General features: G+C 74.6%; 10 protein-coding genes. 2 read left to right on the top strand and 8 right to left on the bottom strand.

Annotation, left to right across the window (positions count from 1 at the left end; translation table 11 throughout):
• Positions 1–80: 80 nt before the first annotated feature.
• Positions 81–1,715, bottom strand: a complete 1,635-nt coding sequence (gene abc-f / locus ACLWS4_RS14710; RefSeq protein ID WP_416874378.1) for a ribosomal protection-like ABC-F family protein — start codon at positions 1,713–1,715, stop codon at positions 81–83.
• A gap of 656 nt (positions 1,716–2,371) precedes the next feature.
• On the opposite strand from abc-f, the gene ACLWS4_RS14705 reads away from it, so the two are divergent.
• A complete protein-coding gene (locus ACLWS4_RS14705) occupies positions 2,372–3,988 on the top strand; it encodes a DUF6351 family protein (protein WP_416874336.1) in 1,617 nt (538 codons plus the stop codon).
• 163 nt (positions 3,989–4,151) lie between these two features.
• On the opposite strand, the gene ACLWS4_RS14700 is transcribed toward ACLWS4_RS14705, so the two are convergent.
• Positions 4,152–4,580 (bottom strand): hypothetical protein, encoded by a 429-nt coding sequence (locus tag ACLWS4_RS14700; protein WP_416874335.1) that lies wholly within the window; start codon positions 4,578–4,580, stop codon positions 4,152–4,154.
• A gap of 142 nt (positions 4,581–4,722) precedes the next feature.
• Complete coding sequence (locus ACLWS4_RS14695; protein WP_380745274.1) at positions 4,723–5,079, bottom strand: hypothetical protein; 357 nt, start codon at positions 5,077–5,079, stop codon at positions 4,723–4,725.
• 252 nt (positions 5,080–5,331) lie between these two features.
• On the opposite strand from ACLWS4_RS14695, the gene ACLWS4_RS14690 reads away from it, so the two are divergent.
• Positions 5,332–5,526: a hypothetical protein gene (locus ACLWS4_RS14690; RefSeq protein ID WP_416874334.1), complete on the top strand. Its 195-nt coding sequence runs from the start codon at positions 5,332–5,334 to the stop codon at positions 5,524–5,526.
• 117 nt (positions 5,527–5,643) lie between these two features.
• Here the strand turns inward: ACLWS4_RS14690 and ACLWS4_RS14685 are convergent, their stop codons facing one another.
• The 5 genes from ACLWS4_RS14685 to sbnA form a co-directional block, all read right to left on the bottom strand.
• Entirely contained in the window at positions 5,644–6,585 is a 942-nt protein-coding gene (locus tag ACLWS4_RS14685; protein WP_117487111.1) for an ATP-binding cassette domain-containing protein, read from the bottom strand.
• A 71-nt stretch (positions 6,586–6,656) separates the two neighbouring features.
• Entirely contained in the window at positions 6,657–7,910 is a 1,254-nt protein-coding gene (locus tag ACLWS4_RS14680; protein ID WP_416874333.1) for a cytochrome P450, read from the bottom strand.
• Between the two features lie 56 nt (positions 7,911–7,966).
• Entirely contained in the window at positions 7,967–8,785 is an 819-nt protein-coding gene (locus ACLWS4_RS14675) for an ABC transporter permease (RefSeq protein WP_049649277.1), read from the bottom strand.
• Positions 8,779–23,733, bottom strand: a complete 14,955-nt coding sequence (locus ACLWS4_RS14670; RefSeq protein ID WP_416874332.1) for an amino acid adenylation domain-containing protein — start codon at positions 23,731–23,733, stop codon at positions 8,779–8,781. Before ACLWS4_RS14670 ends, ACLWS4_RS14675 begins: the two co-directional genes overlap by 7 nt.
• Positions 23,733–24,752 (bottom strand): 2,3-diaminopropionate biosynthesis protein SbnA, encoded by a 1,020-nt coding sequence (gene sbnA / locus ACLWS4_RS14665; protein WP_049658253.1) that lies wholly within the window; start codon positions 24,750–24,752, stop codon positions 23,733–23,735. Before sbnA ends, ACLWS4_RS14670 begins: the two co-directional genes overlap by 1 nt.
• Positions 24,753–24,816 lie beyond the last annotated feature (64 nt).

The raw sequence follows: 24,816 nt of genomic DNA, 5'->3' as shown, positions 1-24,816 counted from the left end.
ACACGGGAAACCTTCCGACGTGAGGGGGTGGGCCCGCCCGGGCACCGAGCCTCGGGCGGGCCGCGTCACACGGCGGCGGGTCACACCGCGGGCGCCCCCGTCTCCCGCATCGTGCCGTCGGCCAGCCGGAGCCAGCGGTTCACCCCGATCTCGGCGAGGAAGCGCTCGTCGTGACTGACCACCAGGAAGGCGCCCTGGTACGAGTTCAGCGCGCTCTCCAACTGCCCGGCGCTGACCAGGTCGAGGTTGTTGGTCGGCTCGTCGAGCAGCAGCAACTGCGGGGCCGGCTCCGCGCACAGCACGCAGGCCAGGGTGGCGCGCAGCCGCTCGCCGCCGGAGAGCACCCCGACCGGCAGATGGGCGCGGGCGCCGCGGAACAGGAAGCGGGCGAGCAGGTTCATCCGCTCCGTCTCGGGCCGATCGGGGGCGAACGCGGCGAAGTTCTCCGCCACGGTGCGGTCGAGGTCCAGCAGGTCCAGGCGCTGCGAGAGGTAGGCGATCCGCCCGTCGTTGCGCTTGATCTCCCCGCTGTCCGGGGTGAGTTCGCCGGTGACCAGGCGCAGCAGGGTGCTCTTGCCCGCGCCGTTGGGCCCGGTCAGCGCGATGCGTTCGGGGCCGCGGACGCTCAGGTCGACGCCGCCGTCGGCGAACACCGGGCGGCCGGCGTGGTGGACCTGCAGGCCCTCGCCGAGGAAGAGGTTGCGCCCGGCGGGCACCTGGGTGTCGGGCAGCTCCAGCGAGAGCCGCTGCTCCTCGCGCAGGGCGCGCCCGGCCTCGTCCAGCCGGGCCTTGGCCTCGCCGACCCGGGCCGCGTGCATCTGGCCGGCCCGGCCCGCGGACTCCTGGGCGCCGCGCTTCATGTTCCCGGCGAAGATGCGGGGCAGGCCGGCGCTCTTGAGGTTGCGGGCGGCGTTGCTCTGACGGCGCTCGGCGCGTTCGCGGGCCTGCTGCATCTCCCGCTTCTCCCGCTTCAGCTCCTGCTCGGCGTTGCGGACGTTCTTCTCGGCGACCTCCTGCTCGGCCCGGACGGCCTCCTCGTATGCGGTGAAGTCGCCCCCGTAGAAGCGCAGTTCGCCGTTGCCGAGCTCGGCGATGTGCTGCATCCGGTCGAGCAGAGCGCGGTCGTGGCTGACCAGCAGCAGGCAGCCGTTGAATTCCCCCAGCACGTCGTAGAGCTTGTGCCGGGCCTCCGCGTCGAGGTTGTTGGTCGGCTCGTCGAGCAGCAGCACGTCGGGGCGCTTGAGCAGCTGGGCGGCGAGGCCGAGGGAGACGATCTGGCCGCCGCTGAGCGTGCTCAGGCCGCGGTCCAGGGTGAGGTCGGTCAGGCCGAGGCGGTCGAGCTGGGCGCGGGTGCGCTCCTCGATGTCCCAGTCGTCGCCGATGGTGGTGAAGTGCCGCTCGTCGACGTCCCCGGACTCCACGGCGTCGATGGCCCGGATGACCGCGGCGACGTCGAGCACCTCGGCGACGGTGAGGTCGGAGGTCAGGGGCAGGCTCTGGCGGAGGTAGCCGAGCCGCCCGGTGACCGACACCGAGCCGGTGGCGGGCTTGAGATCGCCGGCGATCAGCTTGAGCAGGGTGCTCTTGCCGGCGCCGTTGGGGGCGACCAGGCCTGTCCGGCCCGCGGGCACGGTGAAGGACAGGTCCTGGAAGACCGGGGTGTCGTCGGGCCAGGCGAAGGAGAGGTTCGAGCAGACGACGGCGGCGTTGGACACGTTGGACATGGGGATGACCTCGAAGGGATGAGGGCAGGAAGGTAGACCTCTGCCCTGGGCAGACGTGCGGAGAAGGGGTACGACGAAACGGACCACCTCGGCGGCGCTCCTGAAGCACCGGCCGGTGGCCGTCAGATCCGGATCTCACCCGGAGATGTCGTCGTCACCCGCCACGTCTGCCACTCCTCGATCACACGACTACAGGTCGCTGCGACTGTAGCAGGCACCGCCGACAGCCGGCAGCGGATATGTGCGCGCCCGGCGGGCGGCGGCCGGCAACTGCCCTCTGCCACGGCTCCTTTCGCTCAGGCTCCCGCACCGGCCGGTGCCGCCGGGGCCCCTTCGCCGTCTCGTTGACAGGCCGGGCGCGACCGTGCCAGCATCGTCACCGGCTGAACCGGTGACGGACATGAGAACAGCCCGACCCGGCATACACGGGAGAGTCGCCCCTGCGCACCGACTGCTTGAGCCAAATCTCGGCTGATCACCGCCACTTGCGGCGACTGTCCGAGGGGCATCGGCCCGCGGTCGTCAGCGATCGGACCGTCACCATCTCGACCGGACACATCTTGTATGTCGACCAGCCCTGCCCGTACGCCCCGCACACGCTCCTTCGCGGCTCGGCGCACGCCCACCTTTCCCCTGGACGGATACCCATGAAGAGATTCCTGATCGTGCTCGCGACCGGCGCGGCGCTGGCCGCGGTGCACCTGCCGGCGGCAGTGGCGGAGACCCCGTACGGCTCCCTGCCCGCGCCGTCCGGCTGTTCGGCGCCGGCCGTGCGGGCCCCCGCCGGTACGGCGGTGGAGTCCGTGACGGCGGCCCGCCGGGAGGGCGGGACCATCGACGGAACCGGGGTGGTGGGCGGCACGGTCACCGGCGTCCCCGCCTTCTGTGAGGTGACCGTCACCCTGACCCACCCGGGCGACAATGACCATGCGAGGGTGCGGACCTGGCTGCCCGTCAGCGGCTGGAACGGTCGCTTCCAGGCGCTCGGCGGAAGCGCCTTCGCCGCCGGGGACAACGGCGTCGGGATGGGCACCGCGGTCAAGAACGGCTACGCCGCGACCACCACCGACGGCGGGCTCGCCGATGCCGTGGACGCCGGCTGGGCGCTGAACGCGAAGGGCGAGGTCGACACCGCGCTGCTGAACAACCTCGCGTCCCGCTCCCAGCACGAGGCGGCGATCGTCGGCAAGCAGGTGGTCGCCGCGCACTTCGGCAGTCCGGCCTCCTACTCCTACTTCAACGGGTGCTCCACCGGCGGGCGCCAGGGTTACATGGAGGCCCAGCGCTACCCCGACGACTTCGACGGCATCCTCGCCAACGCGCCCGCCGTCAGCTGGGACGAGTTCGAAGTCGCCACCCTGTGGCCGCAGGTGGTCATGAACAACGAGAAGACCTACCCGTCCGCCTGCGCGTTCAAGGCCTTCACGGACGCCGCCGTCGCGGCCTGCGACCCGCTCGACGGAGCCGAGGACAAGCTGGTCAACGACGCGTCGCGGTGCGACTTCGACCCGCGCCGGCTGATCGGCACCACGGTGGTCTGCGACGGGAAGGAGCTGACCATCACGGCCGCCGACGCCGCCGTCGTCCGCAAGATCTGGGACGGTCCGCGCACCGCCTCGGGCCGCAGGCTCTGGTCCGGCGTCCCGGTCGGTGCCGACCTGGCGGGGCTGGCCGGCACCACCGCGCCCGACGCGGACGGCCAGGTGCGGGGCGCGCCGTTCCCGGTGCCCCGGCTCTGGGTCACGAACTGGCTGAAGAAGCAGCCCTCGTTCGACGTCTCGACGATCACCTACAACCAGTTCACCCGGCTGTTCGAGCAGTCGCGGACCGAGTACGGCCGGATCATCGGCACCGACGACCCCGACCTGTCCGCCTTCCGCGACGCCGGCGGCAAACTCCTGACCTGGCACGGCCAGGCCGACCAGTTCATCCCCGCCCAGGGCACCGTCGACTACCGCCGGCAGGTCGAGCGGACGATGGGCGGCGGCAAGCGGGTCGACGACTTCTACCGCCTCTTCCTCGCCCCGGGCACGGCCCACTGCGGCCTCAACAAGGGCGGCGGCACGACCGACGACCTCGCCGCCCTGACGGCCTGGGTCGAGCAGGGCAAGGCGCCGCGGACGCTGCCCGCCACGCTGCTCGACGCCACCGGGCGGAGCGTCGACCGCGACCTGTGCCGCTACCCCGAGGTGTCCCGCTACCGGGGCCACGGCGACCCGGCCGCCGCCTCCAGCTTCCGCTGCGTCCTCCCTTCCCGGCACTGATCCCCTCCGGTGCCGGTCCCCTCCGGTGCCGCCCCGGCCCGGCCCGCGCCCGACGGCGCGGGCCGGGCCTTCGTGCGTCGCGCGCGGGGCGGGCGGGGACGGCGAAGGGGCCGACAGCGGGTGCTGTCGGCCCCTTCGGGGGTGGATCAGTCCGTGCGGTGGATCACCGGACCCGCAGCGGCCCCGCGAAGGACTTGCGCAGGGCCGGCGGAGCGGCGACGGGGAGCAGCGCGGCGAGCATCCTGCCCTTGAGGGTGCTCGGCTGCCGCGTCAGCTGGACGTCGACCCGGGTTCCGTCGCCCTCGGGGGTCATCCGGAAGACCCAGCCGCCGCCCGGGCCGAAGAGCTTGGAGTCGAGGGTGGTGACGGTGACGGTGCGGCCGCCGGGCTCCCACTCGTAGCGGGCGCGCTCCCAGGCGGCGGCGGTTCCCTCGGTGACCTCGGCCCAGGTGGCGCCGAGCGCGTGGACCTCGAAGTGTTCGGCGTCGATCGTCGGCCAGGCCTCGGCGCGGGAGGGGCCGAAGTCGGTCAGCACCGCCAGGACGTCCTCCGTGCCGAGCGTGGAGACGAGATGGAAGCGTACGACTGCCATGGTGGGTGTCCTCATCGGTAAGTAACTGCTCCAGCCGGTGACGACAGATTTCCACGCGCTTGCGTCACCTGTCAAAGAGGTGACGAAATGAGGGCATGCGTGGGCGCGGCGCCCGAGGGGGAGAACGCCGCGCCGGGAGGTGCTACGCCTGGAGGACCCGGTAGCTCAGGGCGGTCCGCGGGAGGTTGGCCTGGGCCAGCGTTCCGCTGAGCCACCCGGGGCCGTTGCAGTCGGCCTCGGCGTACAGCGCCAACGTGGCGCCCCCGTTGGCGATCTGCACCGAGCGGGCGCCGGGCCACAGGGTGTGGCAGGTGCCGAGGTCGGTGAGGTCGACGGTGGTGGCGAACCCCTGCCCGTAGGTGGAGGAGTAGAGGCGCGCGCCCGGCTGCAGGGGCGGCCAGCCCGCGGCGCCGGCCGTCCCGGCGCCGAGGCCGACCAGGGCCGTGGCCAGGGCGGCGGTGACGGCTGCGCCGCGGAGTTTCGTCTCGGGTGTGAACATGCGATCCGCCTTCTCGGGTGGGAGGGAACTGCCGGATCGGCCGGTGGCTCGTCGGGCGGTTCCGGGTCGAGGGAAGATCATTGCATCTTCAACAAAGCGCCGCGAGGGCAGAATCGGCCAAGCGCGCGCAGGCGGGAGCGATGGGCGCGTTCTCGTCACCGCCTTGACAGGTGACGGCGTGGAATGCACCCTGAAAGCCGCCTCCGGCGCCGCTAAGGCGCCGCCCGCGATCGCCGATGAGGGAGAGTGGCCATGGCCGAGCGGCCCGCAGTCGATCCCGCCGCCGAAGCGCGGCACGCACGCTACGGAACCCTTCCCGAGCGCATCCGCTTCGAGGACATGACCGAGGAGGCGGCAACCGGCCCGGGCGGCGCCGCGAACGCCGCCCACGACCCCGAGCGCTCCTGGACCTTCTACAACTGCCTGGCCGTCGACCTGGCCCCGTAGCTCCGCAGCTCCGACATCCCGCAGGCGGACGTGTGAACCGACCACACCCACCGTGGCGGTGATCAGCGAGATCCACCGGGGGGTGCCCGAGGCGGAGTAGTGCCCGAGGCGGGGTGGTCAGGGGGTGGGGTGGCCGGTGAGGTGGGCGAAGACGTCGTCGAGGGTGGGGCGGCGCATGGTGAAGTCGGCGACGGGGATGTCGGCGCGGCGCAGGACGGCGGCGACGGTGGCGATGTCGTTGAGGCCGTCGTCGAGGGGGATGGAGAGCCGGCCCTTCTGGGTGTCGACGGTGGGTTCGGCGGTGAGGGCGGGGCGGAGGGCGGCGAGGGCCGGGGTGACGTCGGCGGGGGAGGCGACGGTCAGCTCCAACCATTCGCTGCCGACCTTGCGCTTCAGTTCGTCGGGGGTGCCGTCGGCGATGACGCGGCCGGAGTCGACGACCACGATCTGGTCGGCCAGGTAGTCGGCCTCCTCCAGGTACTGGGTGGTGAGGAGCACCGTGGTGCCGCCGTCGACGAGTTCGCGGACCTGGCCCCAGAGTTCCATCCGGCTCACCGGGTCGAGGCCGGTGGTGGGTTCGTCGAGGAAGAGCACCGGGGGTGCGGTGATCAGGCAGCTGGCGAGGTCGAGGCGGCGGCGCATGCCGCCGGAGTAGGCGCGGGCGGGGCGGTGGGCGGCGTCCGCGAGGCGGAAGCGCTCCAGGAGTTCGTCGGCCCGGCGGCGGGCCTCGCGGCGGCCGAGGTGGAGCAGGGTGCCGAGCAGGACGAGGTTCTCGCGGCCGGTCAGGACCTCGTCCACGGCGGTGTACTGGCCGGCCAGTCCGATCCGGCGCCGGACCTCGTGCGGTTGGCGGACGACGTCGTAGCCGGCCACCTCGGCGTGGCCGCCGTCCGGGGTGGTGAGGGTGGTGAGGATCTGCACGGTGGTCGTCTTGCCGGCGCCGTTCGGTCCGAGCAGGCCGAGGACGGTGCCGGTCCGGACGCCGAGGTGGATGTCGGCGATCGCCACGACGTCCCGGTGGCGCTTGTGCAGGCCCTCGGCGCGGATGGCCATGTCCATGTGGGGCTCCCGGTCGGTGGCGAGGAGGGGCGAGGCAAGAGGGGCAAGGGAGGAGGAAGGGGAGGGGAGGGTCAGGCGGTGAGGCGGACGGGGAGGCTGCTGTAGCCGTGGACGAAGTTGGAGTAGAGCCGGACCGGTTCGCCGAGCAGCTCGATCCCGCCGACGGCGCCGCGCAGGGCGGCGAGCATCGCCTCGACGTGGGTCCGGCCGAGGAAGGCGCCCAGGCAGAAGTGCGGGCCGTAGCCGAAGGCGACGTGCTTGTTCGGGGTGCGGGCCAGGTCGAAGCGGTTCGGCTGGTCGAAGACCTCCTCGTCGAAGTTGGCCGAGCTGTTCCAGAGCGTCACGACGTCGCCGGCCCGGATCGTCCGGTCGCCGAGTTCGACGTCGGTCAGGGCGCGCCGGCCGAAGTGCATGGCCGGGGTGGTCCAGCGCATGACCTCCTCCACGGCCGGCTCCAGCCCGACCGAGCCGTCCTTCAGCGCCCGCCACTGCTCGGGGTGCCGGGAGAGGGCGATGAGCGCGCCGATGGAGGACATCCGGCTGGACTCGTCGCCGCCGAGGATCAGGCTGTAGCAGTTGAAGACGACCTCCTCCTGGCTGAGCGGCTCGCCGTCGACGGTGCCGGTCGCCAGGGCGCTGATCACGTCGTCGCCGGGGTGCTTGCGCCGCTTGGCGGCGAGGTCGGAGAAGTAGAGCAGGATCTCGTTGCGGGCCAGCCACTCCTCGGTCGCGGTGTGCTCGGCGCTGGTGCGGGAGAGGGTCTGGGTGTTCCAGTGGACGAGGCGCTCGCGGTCCTCGACCGGGACGCCCATCAGGTCGCCGATGGTGTTGATCGGGATGTGGTCGGCGAGGTCGGTGACGAAGTCGAAGGAGCCGCGGGCCAGGCCCTCCTGGAGCAGCGCGGCGGTCCGCTCGTGCACGCCGGCCACCACCGGGGCCAGCACCCGGGGCGAGAAGGACCGGAGCATCAGGTTGCGGATCTCCCGGTGCCGCGGCCCGTCGGTGACGGCGAGCATCCGGCGGGAGGCGGAGTCCTCGCCCTGCAGCAGGGTGGCGAGCACGTTGCCGCGCTCGGAGGTGAACCGCTTGTTGTCGCGGTAGACGGCGAGCACGTCGGCGTGGCGGGAGACCGCCCAGAACGGCGGGCCCTGGTCGGTCGCCGGGTGCAGGTGGACGGGCTGTTCGGCGCGGAACCGGGCCCACATCGCGCGGACGTCGAGGTCGAGGTAGGTGTGCGGGTCGGTGAGGTCGATCGTGGCGAGGTCGACGGTGGCCAGGTCGACGGGCGGGGAGGCTCCGTCGACCGTCGGGGGCTGGAGGGGCATGGTCGGCCGTTTCTGTGACGGGGGCGGGTCAGGAGGACGGCGCCGGGACGGCGGGGTCAGGAGACCGCGGACCGGTAGCGGCGCAGGCTCAGCAGCACGGTGACGACGAAGACGGTCCCGAGCGAGGCGGCGATGGTGAGCGAGAGGCTCGGGGTGGCGGCGCTGCCGGCCGCGTCCGGGTTGCCCCACAGCCGCCGAAGGGCCGTCACCACGGCGCTGACCGGGTTCCACTCGGCGACCAGCCGCAGCCAGCCCGGCAGCCGGTCGACGGACTGGAAGGCGTTGGAGAGGAAGGTCAGCAGGACGGTGACCAGCCCGGCGACGACGTTGATGGTCTCCATGGTGCGGGAGAACATCCCGAGCATCAGGCCGACCCAGAGCATCGCGTACATGAAGGCGGTGAGCAGGGCGAGTCCGGCGAGGAAGGGCAGCACGCCGCTGTGCGGGCGCCAGCCGAACGCCAGGCCGGCCGCCGTGACCACGGCCAGGCCGATCAGCCCGACGACCAGGTCGCCGAGGGTGTGGCCGACCAGCACGGCCGGTCTGGAGATCGGCATGCTGCGGAACCGGTCGACCAGGCCGCCGCGCAGGTCCGCCGCGACGGCGACCGCGGTCGGGCCGATCCCGGCCAGGCCGACCTGGGCGGCCGCGCCCGCGAAGATGTACTCCTGGTAGCTGCCGCGGCCGGAGAAGGACAGCGAGCCCTGGAACAGGTAGCCGAGCACGATCATCGAGATGAGCGGGTTCATCACGATGCCGATCAGCCGCCCGGGTGCCCGGCGCAGCCGCCGCAGGCGCCGTCCGGCGACGGTGACGGATTCGAGGAGCAGGGCGAGCGGCGCCGAGCGGGGGCGGGGGGTGACGGCGGTCAGCATTCCGGGCTCCCGTCCAGGAGGCGCAGCTCGGCGTCGACGAGCCGTCCGATGACGGCCTGCGGCCCTGCGTGCATCAGGTACTCGTGGCCGGCGGCGATCCGGTGGACGACCACCCGTCCGTTCACGTGCTGCTCCCATCGGCCGGTCTGGTCGGCGAGTTGGTCCGCGGTCCACTCCTCGGCGGCCGCGAACAGGTGGAGGTCCCCGGTGAACCGGCCGGGGGTGAAGCGCTCCATCAGCGCGCCGTGGTGGCGCGACAGCCGCAGCAGCCGCAGCAGCGACTCCTCGTCGAGGTCGGCCAGCGGGCCGGCCTCGCGCCGCAGCAGGTCGAGCAGGGCGGCGCGGGTGCGGCCGGGGCCGGCCAGCTCGTCGCGCCGGTGGCCGAGCGCCTCCAGGGCGCGCAGCAGGAGTTCGCGGTCGTCCTGGCCGCTCTCGTCGCGGCCGGTGCGGCCGGGGTAGCCGTCCAGGTCGGCCAGGAAGTCGACCTGTTCGCCGGCCTCCTGGAGCCGGACGGCGATCTCGTGGGCGAGCACGCCGCCGTACGACCAGCCGAGCAGCCGGTACGGGCCGTGCGGCCGCAGCCGCCGGATCGTCCGGACGTAGTCCGCGGCCACCGACCGGATGGACTCGGGCAGCGGGGCGGCGGCGTCCAGTGCGGGCGACTGGAGGCCGTACAGCGGGTAGCGCGGATCGAGGTACCGGGCCAGGCCCAGGTAGGGCAGGCTGAAGCCGAGTCCGCTGTGCACCAGGAACAGCGGGGGCGCGTCGCCGTCCGGCCGGATCGGCAGGACGGGCGCGAACGCGTCCGCGGACTGTTCGGCGGAGGCGGTCGGGCGGGCCCGCTTGGCCAGTTCCGCGACGGTGCGGTGCAGGACGACGTCCGCCACCGCGAGCCGGAGGCCGGCCGACTGGGCCCGGCCGACCAGCCGGACCGCCAGGAGCGAGTGGCCGCCGAGGTCGAAGAAGCTGTCGTCGATGCCGACCTCGGGGAGGCCGAGGACCTCGGCGAAGAGCGCGCCGAGGGCTTCCTCGACGGGGTTGCGGGGGCGGCGCGCGGCGGCGGGGGTGAAGTCGGGGGCGGGGAGGCGGTTGCGGTCGATCTTGCCGTTGGGGTTGAGCGGGAGTTCGTCGAGCACGACGACCGCGCCGGGGACCATGTACCCGGGCAGGTGGTCGGCGGTGTGGTCGCGCAGGGCGGTGGGGTCGGGGGCGGTGCCGGGGGTGGGGGTGACGTAGGCGACGAGGGTGGGGCCGGTGGGGCCGTCGGTGCGGGCGATGGCGACGGCGGTGCGGACGGTGGGGTGGGTGGTGAGGACGGCTTCGATCTCGCCGGGTTCGACGCGGAAGCCGCGGATCTTGACCTGGGTGTCGGCGCGGCCGAGGTAGAGGAGTCGGCCGTCGGGGGTCCAGCGGACGAGGTCTCCGGTGCGGTACATCCGGGAGCCGGGCTCGTAGGGGCAGGCGAGGAAGCGGGTGGCGGTGAGGCCGGGGCGTCCGGCGTAGCCGCGGGCGAGTCCGGCGCCGGCCAGGTACAGCTCGCCGGCCACGCCCGGGGGCACCGGCCGCAGCCCGTCGTCCAGCACGTACGCCCGGGTGTTGCGGATCGGGCGGCCCAGCGTCACGACCCCGTCGCCCGCCAGCCCGGCCGCCGTGGACCAGATGGTGGTCTCGGTCGGCCCGTACAGGTTGGTGACCGTGTCGGCCCGGGCGGCCAGGGCGTCGGCCAGGGCGGGCGGGACCGCCTCACCGCCGATCAGGACGCGCAGGCCGCGCACCGACTCGGGGCGGTGGAGCACGAGTTCCTGCCAGAGCGCCGGGGTCGCCTGCATGATCGTGATGCCGTCGCGTTCGAGGGAGGCGGCCAGCGCGGCCGGGTCCAGGGCGACGCCCTCCGCGCCGACGACCAGCCCGGCGCCGGACAGCAGCGGCAGGTAGACCTCCAGGCCGGAGATGTCGAAGGACCAGGTGGTGACGGCCAGCAGCCGGTCGTGGGCCTCCAGCGGGAAGCGCTCCCGGGTGGACACCAGCAGGTTCAGCAGTGACCGGTGCTCGACCATGACGCCCTTGGGCCGCCCGGTGGAGCCGGAGGTGAAGAGCAGGTAGGCCAGCCGGGAGCCGTGCAGCGGGGCGGCCCGCTCGGCGTCGGTCAGCGGCCGGCCGTCGAGGGCGGCCAGCGCGGCGTCGACCTCGGGGTCGTCCAGCACGACCGTGGGCACGCCGGTGCGCGGAAGCCGTGCGGCGATGGCGAGTTCGGTCAGCAGGAGGACGGGCGCGGCGTCGTCGAGCATCAGCCGGACGCGGTCGGCCGGGAGCGCCGGGTCGACCGGCAGGTAGGCGGCGCCGCTCTTCAGGACGGCCAGCTGCGCCACCACCATCTCCGCCGTCCGGGGCAGCGACAGGGCCACCGGCCGGTCCGGGACGACCCCGCGGTCGACCAGGTGGCGGGCGAGCCGGTTGGCCCGGGCGTCGAGTTCGGCGTAGGTGAGGGCGGTGGTGTCGGTGAGGACGGCGACGGCCTCGGGGGTGCGGGCGGCCTGGGCCTCGAAGAGGGCGACGACGGTGGTGGCGGTGCCGGCGGGAGAAGCGTCGTCGGCCGCGGTGTCGTTCCACTCGGTGAGGACCTGCCGGTGCTCCTCCGGAGTGAGGACGTCCAGCCGGGACAGCGGTGTCCGCGGGTCGCGGGCGACCTGGTCGAGCAGTCGGACCAGCCGGGCGGCCAGGGCCTCGGCGGTGGCCGGCTCGAACACGTCGGCGTTGTACTCCAGGATGCCGACGAGACCGGCCGCGGAGTCGCCCGTGGAGTCGCCCGTGGAGTCGTCCGGGGAACCGCTCGCGGAGTCGTCCTGGCGGCGGCGCTCGGTGACGGCCAGGGACAGGTCGAACTTGGCGCCGTCCGCCCCGACCGGCTGCTCCGTCGCCGTCAACCCCGGGAGGTCCAGGGACGGTTGGGTGTTGTTCTGGAGGGCCAGCATGACCTGGAAGAGCGGGTTGCGGCCCATGGAGCGTGCGGGGTCGAGGACTTCGACGAGTCGTTCGAAGGGGATGTCCTGGTGTTCGTAGGCCTTGAGGGCGGTTTCCCGGGCGCGGTCGAGGAGTTGGGTGAAGGCGGGGTCTCCGGTGGTGTCGGTGCGCAGGACGAGGGTGTTCATGAAGCAGCCGACGAGGTCTTCGGTGGCGTCGTCGGTGCGTCCGGCGATGGGGGAGCCGATGGGGATGTCGTGGCCGGCGCCGAGGCGGGTGAGGAGGGCGGCGAGGGCGGCCTGGAGGACCATGAAGAGGGAGGCGCCGTTGTCGCGGGCGAGGTGGGCGAGGCGGTCGTGGGTGTCGGGGTGGATGTGGAAGGGGACGGTGCCGCCGCGGTGGGTGGCGATCTTGGGGCGGGGGCGGTCGAAGGGCAGGGCGAGTTCCTCGGGGAGGTCGGCGAGGTTCTCCGTCCAGTACGCCAACTGCTGTGCGGCCAGGGAGGTTTGGTCGTGGTCGTCGCCGAGGAGGTCCTGCTGCCAGAGGGTGTAGTCCGCGTACTGGACCGGCAGCGGCTCCCAGCTCGGAGCGGTGCCGGTGGACCGGGCCGCGTACGCCCGTGAGAGGTCCCGGGCCAGCGGGGTGGCGGACCAGCCGTCGGCCACGATGTGGTGGACCACCAGCAGGAGCAGGTGCTCCGCCGGGCCGGTGCGCAGCAGCGTCGCGCGGACGGGGAGCCGGGTCGCGAGGTCGAAGCCGCGGGCGGCCTCGCGGGCGGCTTCCGCCGGGGCCTCGGCGGGGGAGGTCTCCCGGGCGGTGAGTCCGGTCCAGGCCTCGGTGTCGAGGACCTCCTGGCGGGGTTCGCCGTCGGTCTCGGGGAAGACGGTGCGCAGCACCTCGTGCCGCTCGACCAGGTCGGCCAGCGCCGCGTCCAGCGCCGTGACGTCCAGTGCCCCGGAGAGCCGGACCGCGAAGGCCATGTTGTAGGCCGCCGAGCCGGGCTCCAGCCGGTTCAGGAACCACAGCCGCCGCTGGGCGGAGGACAGCGGCAGCGCGGCTGGGCGCGGTCCGGGCCGCAGCGCGGGCCGCGTGGAGCGGTCCCGGTGGAGGCGGCCGGCCAGCCTGGCCACGGTCGGCGCCTCGAACACGTCCCGGATCGAGACGGTCGAGCCCAGTGCCGTACGGATCCGGCTGACCAGCCTGGTCGCCAGCAGCGAGTGGCCGCCGAGGTCGAAGAAGCTGTCGTCGATGCCGACCCGGGGCAGGGCCAGGACCTCGGCATAGAGGGCACAGAGGCGCTCCTCGGCCGGGGTGCGGGGCGGCCGGGCCGCGGCGGGGGTGAAGTCGGGGGCGGGCAGCCGGTTGCGGTCGATCTTCCCGCTCGGGGTGAGCGGGAGTTCGTCGAGCACGAGGACGGCGGCCGGGACCATGTGGTCGGGCAGGTGGTCGGCGGTGTGGTCGCGCAGGGCGGTGGGGTCGGGGGCGGTGCCGGGGGTGGGGGTGACGTAGGCGACGAGGGTGGGGCCGGTGGGGCCGTCGGTGCGGGCGATGGCGACGGCGGTGCGGACGGTGGGGTGGGTGGTGAGGACGGCTTCGATCTCGCCGGGTTCGACGCGGAAGCCGCGGATCTTGACCTGGGTGTCGGCGCGGCCGAGGTAGCCGAGCTGGCCGTCGGGGGTCCAGCGGACGAGGTCGCCGGTGCGGTACATCCGGGAGCCGGGCTCGTAGGGGCAGGCGAGGAAGCGGGTGGCGGTGAGGCCGGGGCGTCCGGTGTAGCCGCGGGCGAGTCCGGCGCCGGCCAGGTAGAGCTCGCCGGCCACGCCCGGGGGCACCGGCCGCAGTCCGTCGTCCAGCACGTACGCCCGCATGTTCCAGATCGGACGGCCGATCAGGGTGTCGGCGCCGTCCGGCCCGGCGCACACCTCGCCCCGGGTCGCGACGGCACCGGCCTCCGAGGCGCCGTAGAAGTTGAGCAGCCGGGCCGAGGGCAGGGCCTGCCGGAACGCCCGGACGGTGGCGGCGGGCAGCTGCTCGCCGCTGCAGATCCAGACCGCGCAGCCCGCGACGGCGGTTGGCTCGGCGCTGTCCAGGAAGGCGTTCAGCAGGCTGGGCACGACGGTGAGCCGGGCGATGCCGTGCCGGGCCGTGGCCGCCGCCAGCTCGGGCACGCTCCGGGCCGTGTCGGCGTCGACCAGGACGGTCGAGCCGCCGGACAGCAGCGGTGCCAGCAGCTCGGTGATCCCGTCGATGACGCTGACCGGCGACTTCGCCAGGATCGCGGCCTCCCGCTGCTCGGGGAGCTCCTCGGCGAACCAGGTCAGCCGGTTGACCAGGGCGCGGTGCAGTCCGAGCACGCCCTTGGGCCGGCCGGTGGAGCCCGAGGTGTAGATGACGTACGCCGGGTGGTCGGGCAGCAGCGGGCAGGTGCGGTCCGCGTCCGTGGGGGCGGTGCCGGGGAGGGCGGCCGTGGCGCGCTCCAGTGCCGGGTCGTCCAGCAGCAGGCGGGGCAGGCCGGTCTCCGGCAGCTGTCCGGCGGTCGCGCTGTCGGTCAGCAGGAGGACGGGCGCGGCGTCGTCGAGCATCAGCCGGACGCGGTCGGCCGGGTACGCCAGGTCGACGGGCAGGTGCGCGCCGCCGGCCTTGAGCACGGCCAGCAGGGCGACGACCATGTGCGGCGACCGGGGCGCCGCGAGCGCCACCGTGCTCTCCGGTCCGACGCCCCGGCCGATGAGGTGGTGGGCGAGCCGGTTGGCCCGGGCGTCGAGTTCGGCGTAGGTGAGGGCGGTGGTGTCGGTGAGGACGGCGACGGCCTCGGGGGTGCGGGCGGTCTGGGCCTCGAAGAGGGCGACGACGGTGGTGCCCGGGTGGCCGCCGGCGGTGTCGTTCCACTCGGTGAGGACCTGCCGGTGCTCGCGCTCGGAGAGCAGGTCGAGCCGCCCCAGCGGGAGCCCCGGGTCGCGGGCGACCTGGTCGAGCAGCCGGACCAGGCGGGCGACCAGGGCCTCGGCGGTGGCCGGCTCGAACACGTCCGCGCTGTACTCCAGGAAGCCGTCGATGCCGGCCGGGGCGGCACCGGCGTCCTGCTGTTCGGCCAGGAAGAAGTTCAGGTCGAACTTGACCGAGTCGGCGGCCGGCGGCTCGAAGGCCGCCCGGACGCCGGGCAGGGCCAGCTCGGGACGGGTGTTGTTCTGGAGGACCAGCATGACCTGGAAGAGCGGGTTGCGGCCCATGGAGCGTGCGGGGTCGAGGACTTCGACGAGTCGTTCGAAGGGGATGTCCTGGTGTTCGTAGGCCTTGAGGGCGGTTTCCCGGGCGCGGTCGAGGAGTTGGGTGAAGGCGGGGTTTCCGCTGGTGTCGGTGCGCAGGACGAGGGTGTTCATGAAGCAGCCGACGAGGTCTTCCATGGCGTCGTCGGTGCGTCCGGCGATGGGGGAGCCGATGGGGATGTCGTGGCCGGCGCCGAGGCGGGTGAGGAGGGCGGCGAGGGCGGCCTGGAGGACCATGAAGAGCGAGGCGCCGTTGTCGCGGGCGAGGTGGGCGAGGCGGTCGTGGGTGTCGGGGTGGACGCGGAAGGGGACGGTGCCGCCGCGGTGGGTGGCGACCTTGGGGCGGGGGCGGTCGAAGGGCAGGGCGAGTTCCTCGGGGAGGTCGGCGAGGTTCTCCGTCCAGTACGCCAACTGCTGTGCGGCCAGGGAGGTCTGGTCGTGGTCGTCGCCGAGGAGGTCCCGCTGCCAGAGGGTGTAGTCCGCGTACTGCACCGGCAGTGGCTCCCACGCGGGGGCCGCACCGCGTGCCCGCGCCGCGTACGCCCGCGAGAGGTCCCGGGTGAGCGGTGCGGCGGACCAGCCGTCCCAGGCGATGTGGTGGACGATCAGCAGCAGCAGGTGCTCCGCCGGGCCGGTGCGCAACAGGGCGGCCCGCAGCGGGAGTTCGGTCGACAGGTCGAAGCCGCGGGCGGCCTCCGCCGGGGCCTCGGCGGCCTCCCGGACGGTGAGCCCGGTCCAGGCCTCCGTGCCCAGCACTTCCTGGCGGGGTTCGCCGTCGGTCTCCGGGAAGACGGTGCGCAGCACCTCGTGCCGCTCGACCAGGTCGGCCAGCGCCGCGTCCAGCGCGGCGGTGTCCAGGGCTCCGGAGAGCCGGACCGCGAAGGTCACGTTGTAGGCCGCCGAGCCGGGCTCCAGCCGGTTCAGGAACCACAACCGCCGCTGGGCGAAGGAGAGTTGCCCGGAACGGTCGCCCTGGACGGCGGGCCGCAGCGGCGGCCGGACCGCGCCGCCGGCCGCGAGCTCCCGGGCGACGCCGGCCACCGTCCGCTGCTCGAAGAGCGTACGGATCGGCACCTCGGTGCCCAGGGCGGAGCGGACCCGGCTGATCACCTGGGTGGCCAGCAGGGAGTGGCCGCCGAGGTCGAAGAAGTCGTCGTCGATGCCGACGGCGGTCCGGCCGAGCGCGTCCGCGAAGATCCCGCCGAGGATCTCCTCGACCGGGGTGCGCGGCAGCCGGCCCGCCGGGGCGGGGGCGCTGTCGGGGGCGGGCAGGGCCCGGCGGTCCAGCTTGCCCTGCGGGGTGAGCGGCAGCGCGTCGAGCACGACGACGGCGGCCGGGACCATGTACTCGGGCAGGGCCTCGGCGACCCGCTCCCGCAGCGCGGCCGGGTCCGGTACGGCCGGGGGCCGGGCGACCACGTAGGCCACCAGCCGGTCCTCGCCGTCGTCGGTGCGGACCAGGACGGCGGCCTGGGCCACCTCGGGCCGGCCGGTCAGCACGGACTCGATCTCGCCGAGTTCGATCCGGAAGCCGCGCAGCTGCACCTGGTCGTCGGCCCGTCCGGCGTAGTCGAGTTGGCCGTCGGGGCGCCAGCTCGCCAGGTCGCCGGTGCGGTACATCCGCTCGCCGGCGGGGCCGAAGGGGTCGGCGACGAAGCGTTCGGAGGTCAGGCCGGGCCGGTCCAGGTAGCCACGGGCCAGGTTGCCGCCGACGTAGAGTTCGCCGACCACCCCGGCCGGGACGGGCCGCAGCGCGGAGTCGAGCACGTAGACCCGGTGGGCCCGGGTGGGCCGGCCGATCGGGGGCCGGCCCGAGCCACCCGGCCGTTCGCCACCACTGAGCCGTTCGCTGAGCCGTTCGCCGCCACCCAGCCGTTCGCTCACCGTCGAGGCGAGGACGGCCTCGGTGGGCCCGTAGCCGTTGATCATCTGCAGCTGCCCGGACCAGCGGTCCACCACGTGCGGCGGGCAGGCCTCCCCGGCGACGACCATGGTCAGGTCGGCGGGCAGCCGGGTGCCGTCCGGGAGCGCGGCGGCGACCACCGGCGGCAGCCCGGCGAGGTTCACCCGGTGGCGGTGGATCAGGTCGACCAGCGGCCGGCCGGGGACCCGGCACTCCTCGTCGGCGACCACCAGGGTGCCGCCGCCGAGCAGGGACAGGCTCAGCTCCCAGACCGAGGCGTCGAAGCTGAACGAGGCGAACTTCAGCACCCGGGTGTCCGGGCCGACGCCGAAGCGCTCGATCAGGCTCGCCACCATCGCGGCGAAGCCGGAGTGGTCGACCGTCACGCCCTTGGGCCGGCCGGTCGATCCGGAGGTGTAGATGACGTACGCCGGGTGCCGGGGCAGCAGCGGGGCGGTCCGCTCGGCGTCCTGCGGGGCGTGTGCCGGGAGGCCGGCCAGCTCCGCCAGGGTGGCCGGGTCGTCGAGCAGCACCGTGCGGCAGTCGGCCCCGGCGAGCTGCGGGGCGAGGGCGGCGGTGGTGAGCAGGACGGCAGGCCGGCTGTCGGCCAGCATGAAGGCGATCCGGTCGGCGGGGTACTTGGGGTCGATCGGCAGGTACGCGGCGCCGGTCTTGAGTGCCGCCAGGACGGCGCAGGTCATCTCGACCGGGTCCGGTACGGCCAGCGCGATGATCCGCTCCGGTCCGACGCCGTGGGCGATCAGCAGCCGGGCCAGCCGGTTGGAGCGCTCGTCCAGCTCGCGGTAGGTCGTCTCGCGGTCCTCGAAGACCACGGCCACGGCCTCGGGCGCCCGGGCGACCTGGGCGGCGAACAGCGCGGGGACGACGGTGCGCGGGGCGGCGGCGGCCCGTCCGGCCCAGTCGCCGAGGATCCGGTGGTGCTCCTCGTCGGTGAGCAGGGGCAGCCGGCGGAGCGGGACGTCCGGGGCCGCCAGGACGCTCTCCACCACGTGGGCGAAGCGGTCCAGGATGCGGACGACCTCGTCGCGGTCGTAGCGGTCGGGGCGGAACTGGGCGCTCAGCGTCAGCCGGGTGTCCGGGTAGGCGAGCACCGCGAGGCCGCGCTCGCCGGCCAGCCGGGTGCGGGCGTTGCCCAGCCGCAGCTCGGGCACCAGCGCGTTGAGCCGGCCGACGTCGGCCTGCGGCTGGTTCTGGTAGCTGAACACGGTGTCGAACAGCTCGCCGGCCCCGGCGATCCGCTGCACCTCGGCCAGGCCGAGGTGCCGGTGGTCGAGCAGGGCGGTCTGCTGCTCGTCGATCCGGTGGAGGAGCGCGGCGACGGGCAGGTCCGGGTCGAGCCGCACCCGTACCGGGAGCATGTTCAGGAAGAGTCCGACCAGCGACTCGATGCCCGGGAGCTCCGGCGGCCGCACCGAGTTGACCGCGCCGAACACCACGTCCGGGGCGTCGGTGAGCCGGCCGAGCAGCAGCGCCCAGCAGCCCTGGAGGACGGTGTTGAGGGTGAGGTTCTCCGCGCGGGCCCAGGCGACCAGCCGGGCGGTGAGCTCCTCGGGCAGGGCGAGGTCGACGGCCTCGGGCAGCCCCGGGTCGCCCGGCCGGTCGGCCGTGCCGAGCCGCAGCGGCTCGCCCAGCCCGTCCAGTGCCTGCCGCCAGGCCGCGCGGGCGGCCTCGGTGTCCTGGGCGGCGAGCCAGTCGAAGTACGCCCGGTAGGAGGGCGCCGGGGGCAGGGCGGCCGGGTCGCCGCCGGTGGCGTACAGGGTGAACAGCTCCTGGGCGATCACGCCCATCGACCAGCCGTCCACCAGCAGGTGGTGCAGGGTCCAGAGCAGCCGGACCCGGTCGGGGGCCAGCCGGAGCACGGTGAAGCGCAGCAGCGGGGGCCGGGCCAGGTCGAAGCCGCGGGTCCAGTCCGCGTCGGTCAGCCGCTCGGCCTCGGCCGTCCGCTCCGCCTCGGTGGGGAGCCCGGACAGGTCGACCTCCTCCCAGGGCACCGGCACCGCGGCGGCCACGACCTGCCGGGCGTCCTCGGCGGACCGCTCTGGGAAGTGCACCCGCAGGCCGGCGTGCCGGGCCAGCAGCGCGGCGGCCGCGGTGCGCAGCGCGGCCGGGTCGAAGGGCCCCTCGATGTCGAGGACGGCCTGCATGAGGTAGGAGTTCATGCCCTGCTTGTCGAACTCCGTCTGGAAGATCAGGCCCTTCTGGAGCGGTGACAGCTCCAGCGCCTCGCCGTCCGCCGCCCCGTCCTGCTCGCCGGGGACGGCCTGTTCGGCGTGGGAGGCGTGGGCGGCCAGGGCTTCGAGGGCGCGGAACCAGGCGCGGGCGATGTGCTCGGCGTCGGCGTCGGCCAGTGCCTCCGGGGCCCAGAGCCAGTCGGCGACCAGGTGCGGCCCGTCCGGCCGGTCCTCGGTGACGGGCGTGGCCGCGAGCACGTGCCGCAGCGGCATGCTCGGGTGCACCCCGGTGCCGACGACGGCGTGCCGGGCGTCCGGCAGCCAGTCCCCGGCGCTCTCGTCCCGGTCGGTCCGGAACCGGCCGAGGTAGTTGAAGCCGAGCTCCGGCACGCCGTTCCGGGCCAGGGCGGTGACGGTCTGCGGGTTGAGGTGGCGCAGCAGCCCGTGGCCGAGCCCGTGGTCGGGCAGCCGGCCGAGCTGCTGCCGCACCCGGCGCACGGCCGCGTCGAGCGGCTCCCGCCCGGCGTCGCCCGGATCCAGCCGTACCGGGAAGACGCTGGTGAACCAGCCGACCGTACGGGAGAGTTCGGCCTCGTCGGTGAACGGCTCGCGGCCGTGGCCCTCCAGTTCGACGGTGACGGCGCCGGCCGGGCGGTCGCGGTGCCGGCGCCAGTCGGCGACGGCGAGCGCGAGGCCGGTCAGCAGCAGGTCGTTGATCTCCCCGCCGTAGACCCGGCGGGCGGCGGCGAGCAGCGTCGCGGTGGTGGCCGCGGGCAGCTCCAGCCGGAGCCGGTGGGCGGAGCCGTACACGTCCCGCTCGGGGTCCAGCGGACGGGAGCCGAGCGGCTCCGCAGCCGCCGACTGCTCGGCCCACAGCGGGAATTCGCGCACCCGCTCGGCGGTGCGGGCCTGCTCGCCGAGCAGCTGCGACCAGCGGCGGTAGGAGGTGCCGACCGGTTCCGGGGCGAGGCCCCGGCAGGCGGCGGCGAGGTCGGCGACCAGGACCCGCCAGGAGACCCCGTCCACGCACAGGTGGTGGGTCAGCCAGACCAGCCGGCCGGGGCGGCCGGGGCCGGCGTCGAGCAGGACGAGCCGGGTCACCGCGCCGTCCTCGGGGGCCAGCCCGGTGCGGGCCGCGGCGATCTGCTCGTCGACGGCGGCGGCCAGCGCGGCCGGGTCGTCGGCGAGCGCCGAGACGTCGACCCGGCGGACCGCGTCGGCGGCCCGGACGGCGCCCCTGGGCAGGGCCTCCAGGGACCACAGGCCCGGCGCCACCACGGTCAGCCGCGACCGCAGCGCGGCGTGGTGGTCCAGCAGGACGGCGGTGGCCGCGGTCAGCCGGTCGAGGTCCAGGCCGGCCGGGGTGGTGAGCACCTGGTACTGGCTGTACTCCCTGGTCCGCTCGTCCAGGACGCCGAGGTCCTCGCGCAACTGGTGGGCGATCGGCAGGAGTTCGACCTCGCCGGTGTCGTCCGGCGCGGCGGCCGGGCGGGCCGGTCCGCCCGGTGCGGCGAGCGCCGCGATGGCGGCGGGGGTGTGGTGGGTGCGGATCTGCAGCGGGGTGACGGTCAGTCCGGCCCGGCGGGCGTGGCCGACCGCCAGGATGGCGCTGATGCTGTCCCCGCCCAGCTCGAAGAAGTTGTCGCCGGGGCGGACCTCCGGCACGCCGAGGACCTCGGCGAACGCGGCGCAGACGATCTCCTCGGCCCGGCTGCGCGGCGTGTCCGGCCGGGCCGGGGCCTCGGCGCCGGCGGGTGCCGGGTCGGGCAGCGCCCGGCGGTCGACCTTGCCGTGCGGGGTCAGCGGCAGGGCGTCCAGGACCAGGACGTTCGGCGGCACCATGTACTCCGGCAGGACGGTGGCCAGGCGCTCGCGGACCCCGGCCGGGTCGAGCGCGGCCCCGGCGCGCGGGACGCAGTAGCCGACCAGCCGGGTGCTCCCGCCGGTGCCGCCGACCGCCCGTACCGCCGCGTCGGAGACGTCCGGCAGCGCGCGCAGCGCCGCCTCGATCTCGCCGAGCTCGATCCGGTGGCCGCGCACCTTCACCTGGTTGTCCCGGCGGTCCAGGAAGACCAGTTGCCCGTCCGCGCCGCGCACCACGCGGTCGCCGGTGCGGTACATCCGGCTGCCCGCCGGGCCGTACGGGTCGGGCACGAACGCGGCGGCGGAGCGGGCCGGGTCGGCCAGGTAGCCGCGGCCGACGCCGGCGCCGCCGACGTACAGCTCGCCGGGCGCGCCCTGGGGGACCGGGAGCAGGGCGTCGTCGAGCACGTAGAGCCGGGTGTTGCGGACCGGGCGGCCGATCGGGACGGCGCCGTGTTCCGGGAGCCCGTGGCCGAGGTGCGCGTGGGTGACGTCGTCCGAGCACTCGGTGGGCCCGTACGCGTTGACCAGCCCGACCAGCGGGTAGCGGCTCGTCCAGCGCCGGCACAGGTCGGCGGGCAGCGCCTCGCCGGTCGCCACCAGGTGGCGCAGCGCGGCCAGCACGGGAGCGCCGGCGCCCAGGTCCCAGGCGTCCAGGGCGGCGCGCAGCAGTGAGGGGACGACCTCCAGGACGGTGACGTCCTCGGTGTCGGCGAGGGCGAACAGCAGGTCGGGGTCGGCCGCGGTCTCCCGGCGCACCACCCGGACCCGGCCGCCGACCACCAGCGGCGCGAGCATCTGCCACACCGACACGTCGAAGGTGACCGGGGCGTTCTGCACCACGCTGTCGGCCGCGTCCAGCGCCAGGTCGTCGACCTTCGCCAGCAGGTGGTTGACCATCCCCGCGCGGTGCACCATGGCGCCCTTGGGCGCCCCGGTGGACCCGGAGGTGAAGATCACGTACGCCAGGTCCAGCGGGGTGCCGAGGACCGGCGCGAGGTCGTCGGCGGCGTCCCGCTCCCGCGCGGAGACCTCCAGCAGCCGGACCGGACGGCCGGCGGCGGCCGCCACCCGTTCGGCGAGCGGCCGGTGGGCGGCGTCCGCGACCACGGTGGTGATCCCGTTGTCGGCGAGCAGGGCGACGGTCCTGGCCTCGGGCGCGCCCGGGTCCAGCGGGACGTAGGCCGCGCCGGCGCCGATCACGCCGAGCACCGAGGCGATGAAGTCGGAGCCCGGGGTGACCAGCAGGGCCACCAGGCCGGCGTCGCCGACCCGGCGGGAGAGGGCGCTGGCCCGGCCGACCAGCTCGGCGTACGTGGTCGTGCCGCCGTCCTCGGCGACCGCCACGGCCTCGGGCCGCCGGGCGGCGAGTTCGCGGATCCGGGCCACCGCGCAGTCGAAGCCCGCCGGGCGCTCGGGCCCGCTCGACTCCCGCACCCAGGCGGCGCGGTCCCCGGTGTCCACGGCCAGGCCGCCGACCGGCTGCTCGTCCCCGGCCTCGGCGAAGCGGTCCAGGAACTCCACCAGCCGGGCGAGGTGGCCGTCGATCTCCGCGTCGGTGTAGCGGTCCGGGTTGCCGTTGAGGTGCAGCTCGATGCCGGCCCCGGCGGTCTCGACCACGGTGACCATCAGGTCGTCGATCAGCCCGGTCGACAGGTTGACCACCCGCGCCGTGCACGGCCCGAGGGCCAGCTCGGCCTGCTGCGGCAGCAGGTTGACGAACGGTCCGAAGGGCCGCCGGTCGTCGCTGCGCAGCCCCATGGCGCGGCGGATCGCGCTGACCCGGTGGCGCTGGTGGCGGAGCGCCTGGGCCAGCTCCCGGGAGGTCCGGCGCAGCAGCCCGGCCCTGGTCAGGGCGGGGCGGACGGGCACCCGCAGCGGCAGGTAGTTGGCCAGCATGCCGGGGATCGACCGCTCGTGGGCGGTCGGCCGGGCGGTCACCGGCAGGGTCAGCAGGACGTCCTCGACCCCGGTCATCCGTTGGGTGTACACCGCGACCGCCGCCATCACCGCGGTCGGCCAGGTGACGTCCGCGCGGCTGGCGGCCGCGCGCAGCCGGGCGCTGGTGCCGGCGGACAGGGCGGCGGTGCGGCGCAGGAAGCCCTGCGGCGCGGCCGTCGCGGGCTCCCGGTGGGAGAGGTCGGCGGGCTCGGGCGGCTCGGGGAACCGGCGCTGCCAGAACTCGGCGTCCCGCCGGGCCCGGGAGGAGCCGAGGTAGGCGGCCTCGGCGGCGAGCAGGTCGGCGAGCGGGGGCAGGGCCGGGCCGGCGTCCCCGCCGTCGGCCTCGTACAGTTCGGCCAGCCGGCGCCAGAGCACCACCTGGCTGAAGCCGTCGCACAGCAGGTGGTGGACGGAGAGGTAGAAGAGCGCCCGGTCCGGGCCCAGGGTGAGGACGGCGAGCCGGAACAGCGGGAACCCAGCGGGGTCGTAGGGCTTCGCCAGGTCCGTCCGCATCCAGTCCAGCGCCGCCGCGGACGGATCGGGCTCGGCGCCGAAGTCCAGCTCGTCGAGCGGGAGTTCGGCGACCTCGCGGAGGCGCTGGCGGGGTTCGCCGTCGACGTCGAGGAACTGGGCGCGCAGGCACTGCGCCTCCTCGACCAGCCGGCCCAGCGCGGTGCGGAAGCGGGCCCGGTCCAGCGGGCCGCGGACGTCCAGGTAGCCGGCCGAGTTGTACGCGTTGCTCCCGCCGGCCCCGTTGACGTCGAGCCAGATCTCCGTCTGGCCGGCGGTGAGCGGCAGCGAGGTCCCCAGGACCGATGTCATCACAGGCTCCCAACGGAGGTCGGGCCGATCGAGGCGAGGCCGGTACCGGGGGCGGCCGCCTCGGCGGCCAGGGCGTCGGGGCCGAAGGACTCCAGCACCCACGCGTCGTCGTAGACGGTGTCCAGGTAGCGTTCGCCGAGGTCGGGCGCGATGGCCACGGCGGTCAGCTCCTCGTCCGGCCGGTTGGCGCCCAGCCAGCGGGCCGCGCCGCTGAGCACCGTGCCGGTCGAGCCGCCGAGCAGGAAGCCCTCGCGCAGCAGGGCACGGCAGGCCCGGACGGTGTCGGTCTCGGCGACCAGCACGGTGTCGTCCACGTAGGACTCGTCGAGGATGGCGGGCCGGACGCTGGTGCCGATGCCGGGGATCAGCCGGCCGCCCGGCTCGTGGCCGAAGTTGACCGAGCCGACGGCGTCGACCGCGACGATCGTCACCCCCGGGTTGTTCTCCCGGAAGTACCGGGCGCAGCCCATCAGGGTGCCGGTGGTCCCGGCGCCGACGAACAGCACGTCCAGCTCCGGGAAGGCCTTGGCGATCTGCGGCCCGGTGGTGCGGTAGTGGGCGGTCCAGTTGCCCGGGTTGGCGTACTGGTTGAGCCAGTGGAAGTCCCGGTGCTCGGCGCACAGCCGGGCGACCAGGTCGAGCCGGGCGCCGAGCAGGCCGCGCTGCGGGTCGGGCTCGGTCACCACCCGCACGTCGGCGCCCAGGCGCTGCATCAGCCGCCGGGAGACGGTGGTGCAGCGGGAGTCGGTGACGCAGACGAAGGTGAGCCCCCGGCTCGCCGCGACGAGGCTCAGCGCCACGCCGAGGTTCCCGGAGGAGCTCTCCACGATGGTCATCCCCGGCCGCAGCGCCCCGGACCGGAAGGCGGAGTCCACCATCTCGCCCGCCGCCCGCAGTTTGACCGAGCCGGCGAAGTTGAAGCCCTCGCACTTGAGGTACAGCGGACGGCCGATCATCCGTCGGAGGTCGACGTACAGGTCCTCGACGTCGAATTCCTGCGGTGTCGTGATAACTGGCATGCGTCTACTCCCACCCGGTCGTTCCGTGGTAGCGGGTGCCCAATCGGTCCGAAGCGATGGCCCC

The organism is Kitasatospora sp. SC0581 (assembly GCF_048159585.1).
Taxonomy (GTDB): Bacteria; Actinomycetota; Actinomycetes; order Streptomycetales; family Streptomycetaceae; genus Kitasatospora.
The sequence above is the reverse complement of the archived record's forward strand: the minus strand, read 5'-3'. Positions and strand labels throughout refer to the sequence as shown.

What these genes read in the sequence shown, in the direction of transcription:
- ACLWS4_RS14705 (WP_416874336.1), top strand. Translation starts at nt 2,372, where the DNA reads ATGAAGAGATTCCTGATCGTGCTCGCGACCGGCGCGGCGCTGGCCGCG.
- ACLWS4_RS14700 (WP_416874335.1), bottom strand. Translation starts at nt 4,580, where the DNA reads ATGGCAGTCGTACGCTTCCATCTCGTCTCCACGCTCGGCACGGAGGAC.
- ACLWS4_RS14695 (WP_380745274.1), bottom strand. Translation starts at nt 5,079, where the DNA reads ATGTTCACACCCGAGACGAAACTCCGCGGCGCAGCCGTCACCGCCGCC.
- ACLWS4_RS14690 (WP_416874334.1), top strand. Translation starts at nt 5,332, where the DNA reads ATGGCCGAGCGGCCCGCAGTCGATCCCGCCGCCGAAGCGCGGCACGCA.
- ACLWS4_RS14685 (WP_117487111.1), bottom strand. Translation starts at nt 6,585, where the DNA reads ATGGACATGGCCATCCGCGCCGAGGGCCTGCACAAGCGCCACCGGGAC.
- ACLWS4_RS14680 (WP_416874333.1), bottom strand. Translation starts at nt 7,910, where the DNA reads ATGCCCCTCCAGCCCCCGACGGTCGACGGAGCCTCCCCGCCCGTCGAC.
- ACLWS4_RS14675 (WP_049649277.1), bottom strand. Translation starts at nt 8,785, where the DNA reads ATGCTGACCGCCGTCACCCCCCGCCCCCGCTCGGCGCCGCTCGCCCTG.
- ACLWS4_RS14670 (WP_416874332.1), bottom strand. Translation starts at nt 23,733, where the DNA reads ATGACATCGGTCCTGGGGACCTCGCTGCCGCTCACCGCCGGCCAGACG.
- sbnA (WP_049658253.1), bottom strand. Translation starts at nt 24,752, where the DNA reads ATGCCAGTTATCACGACACCGCAGGAATTCGACGTCGAGGACCTGTAC.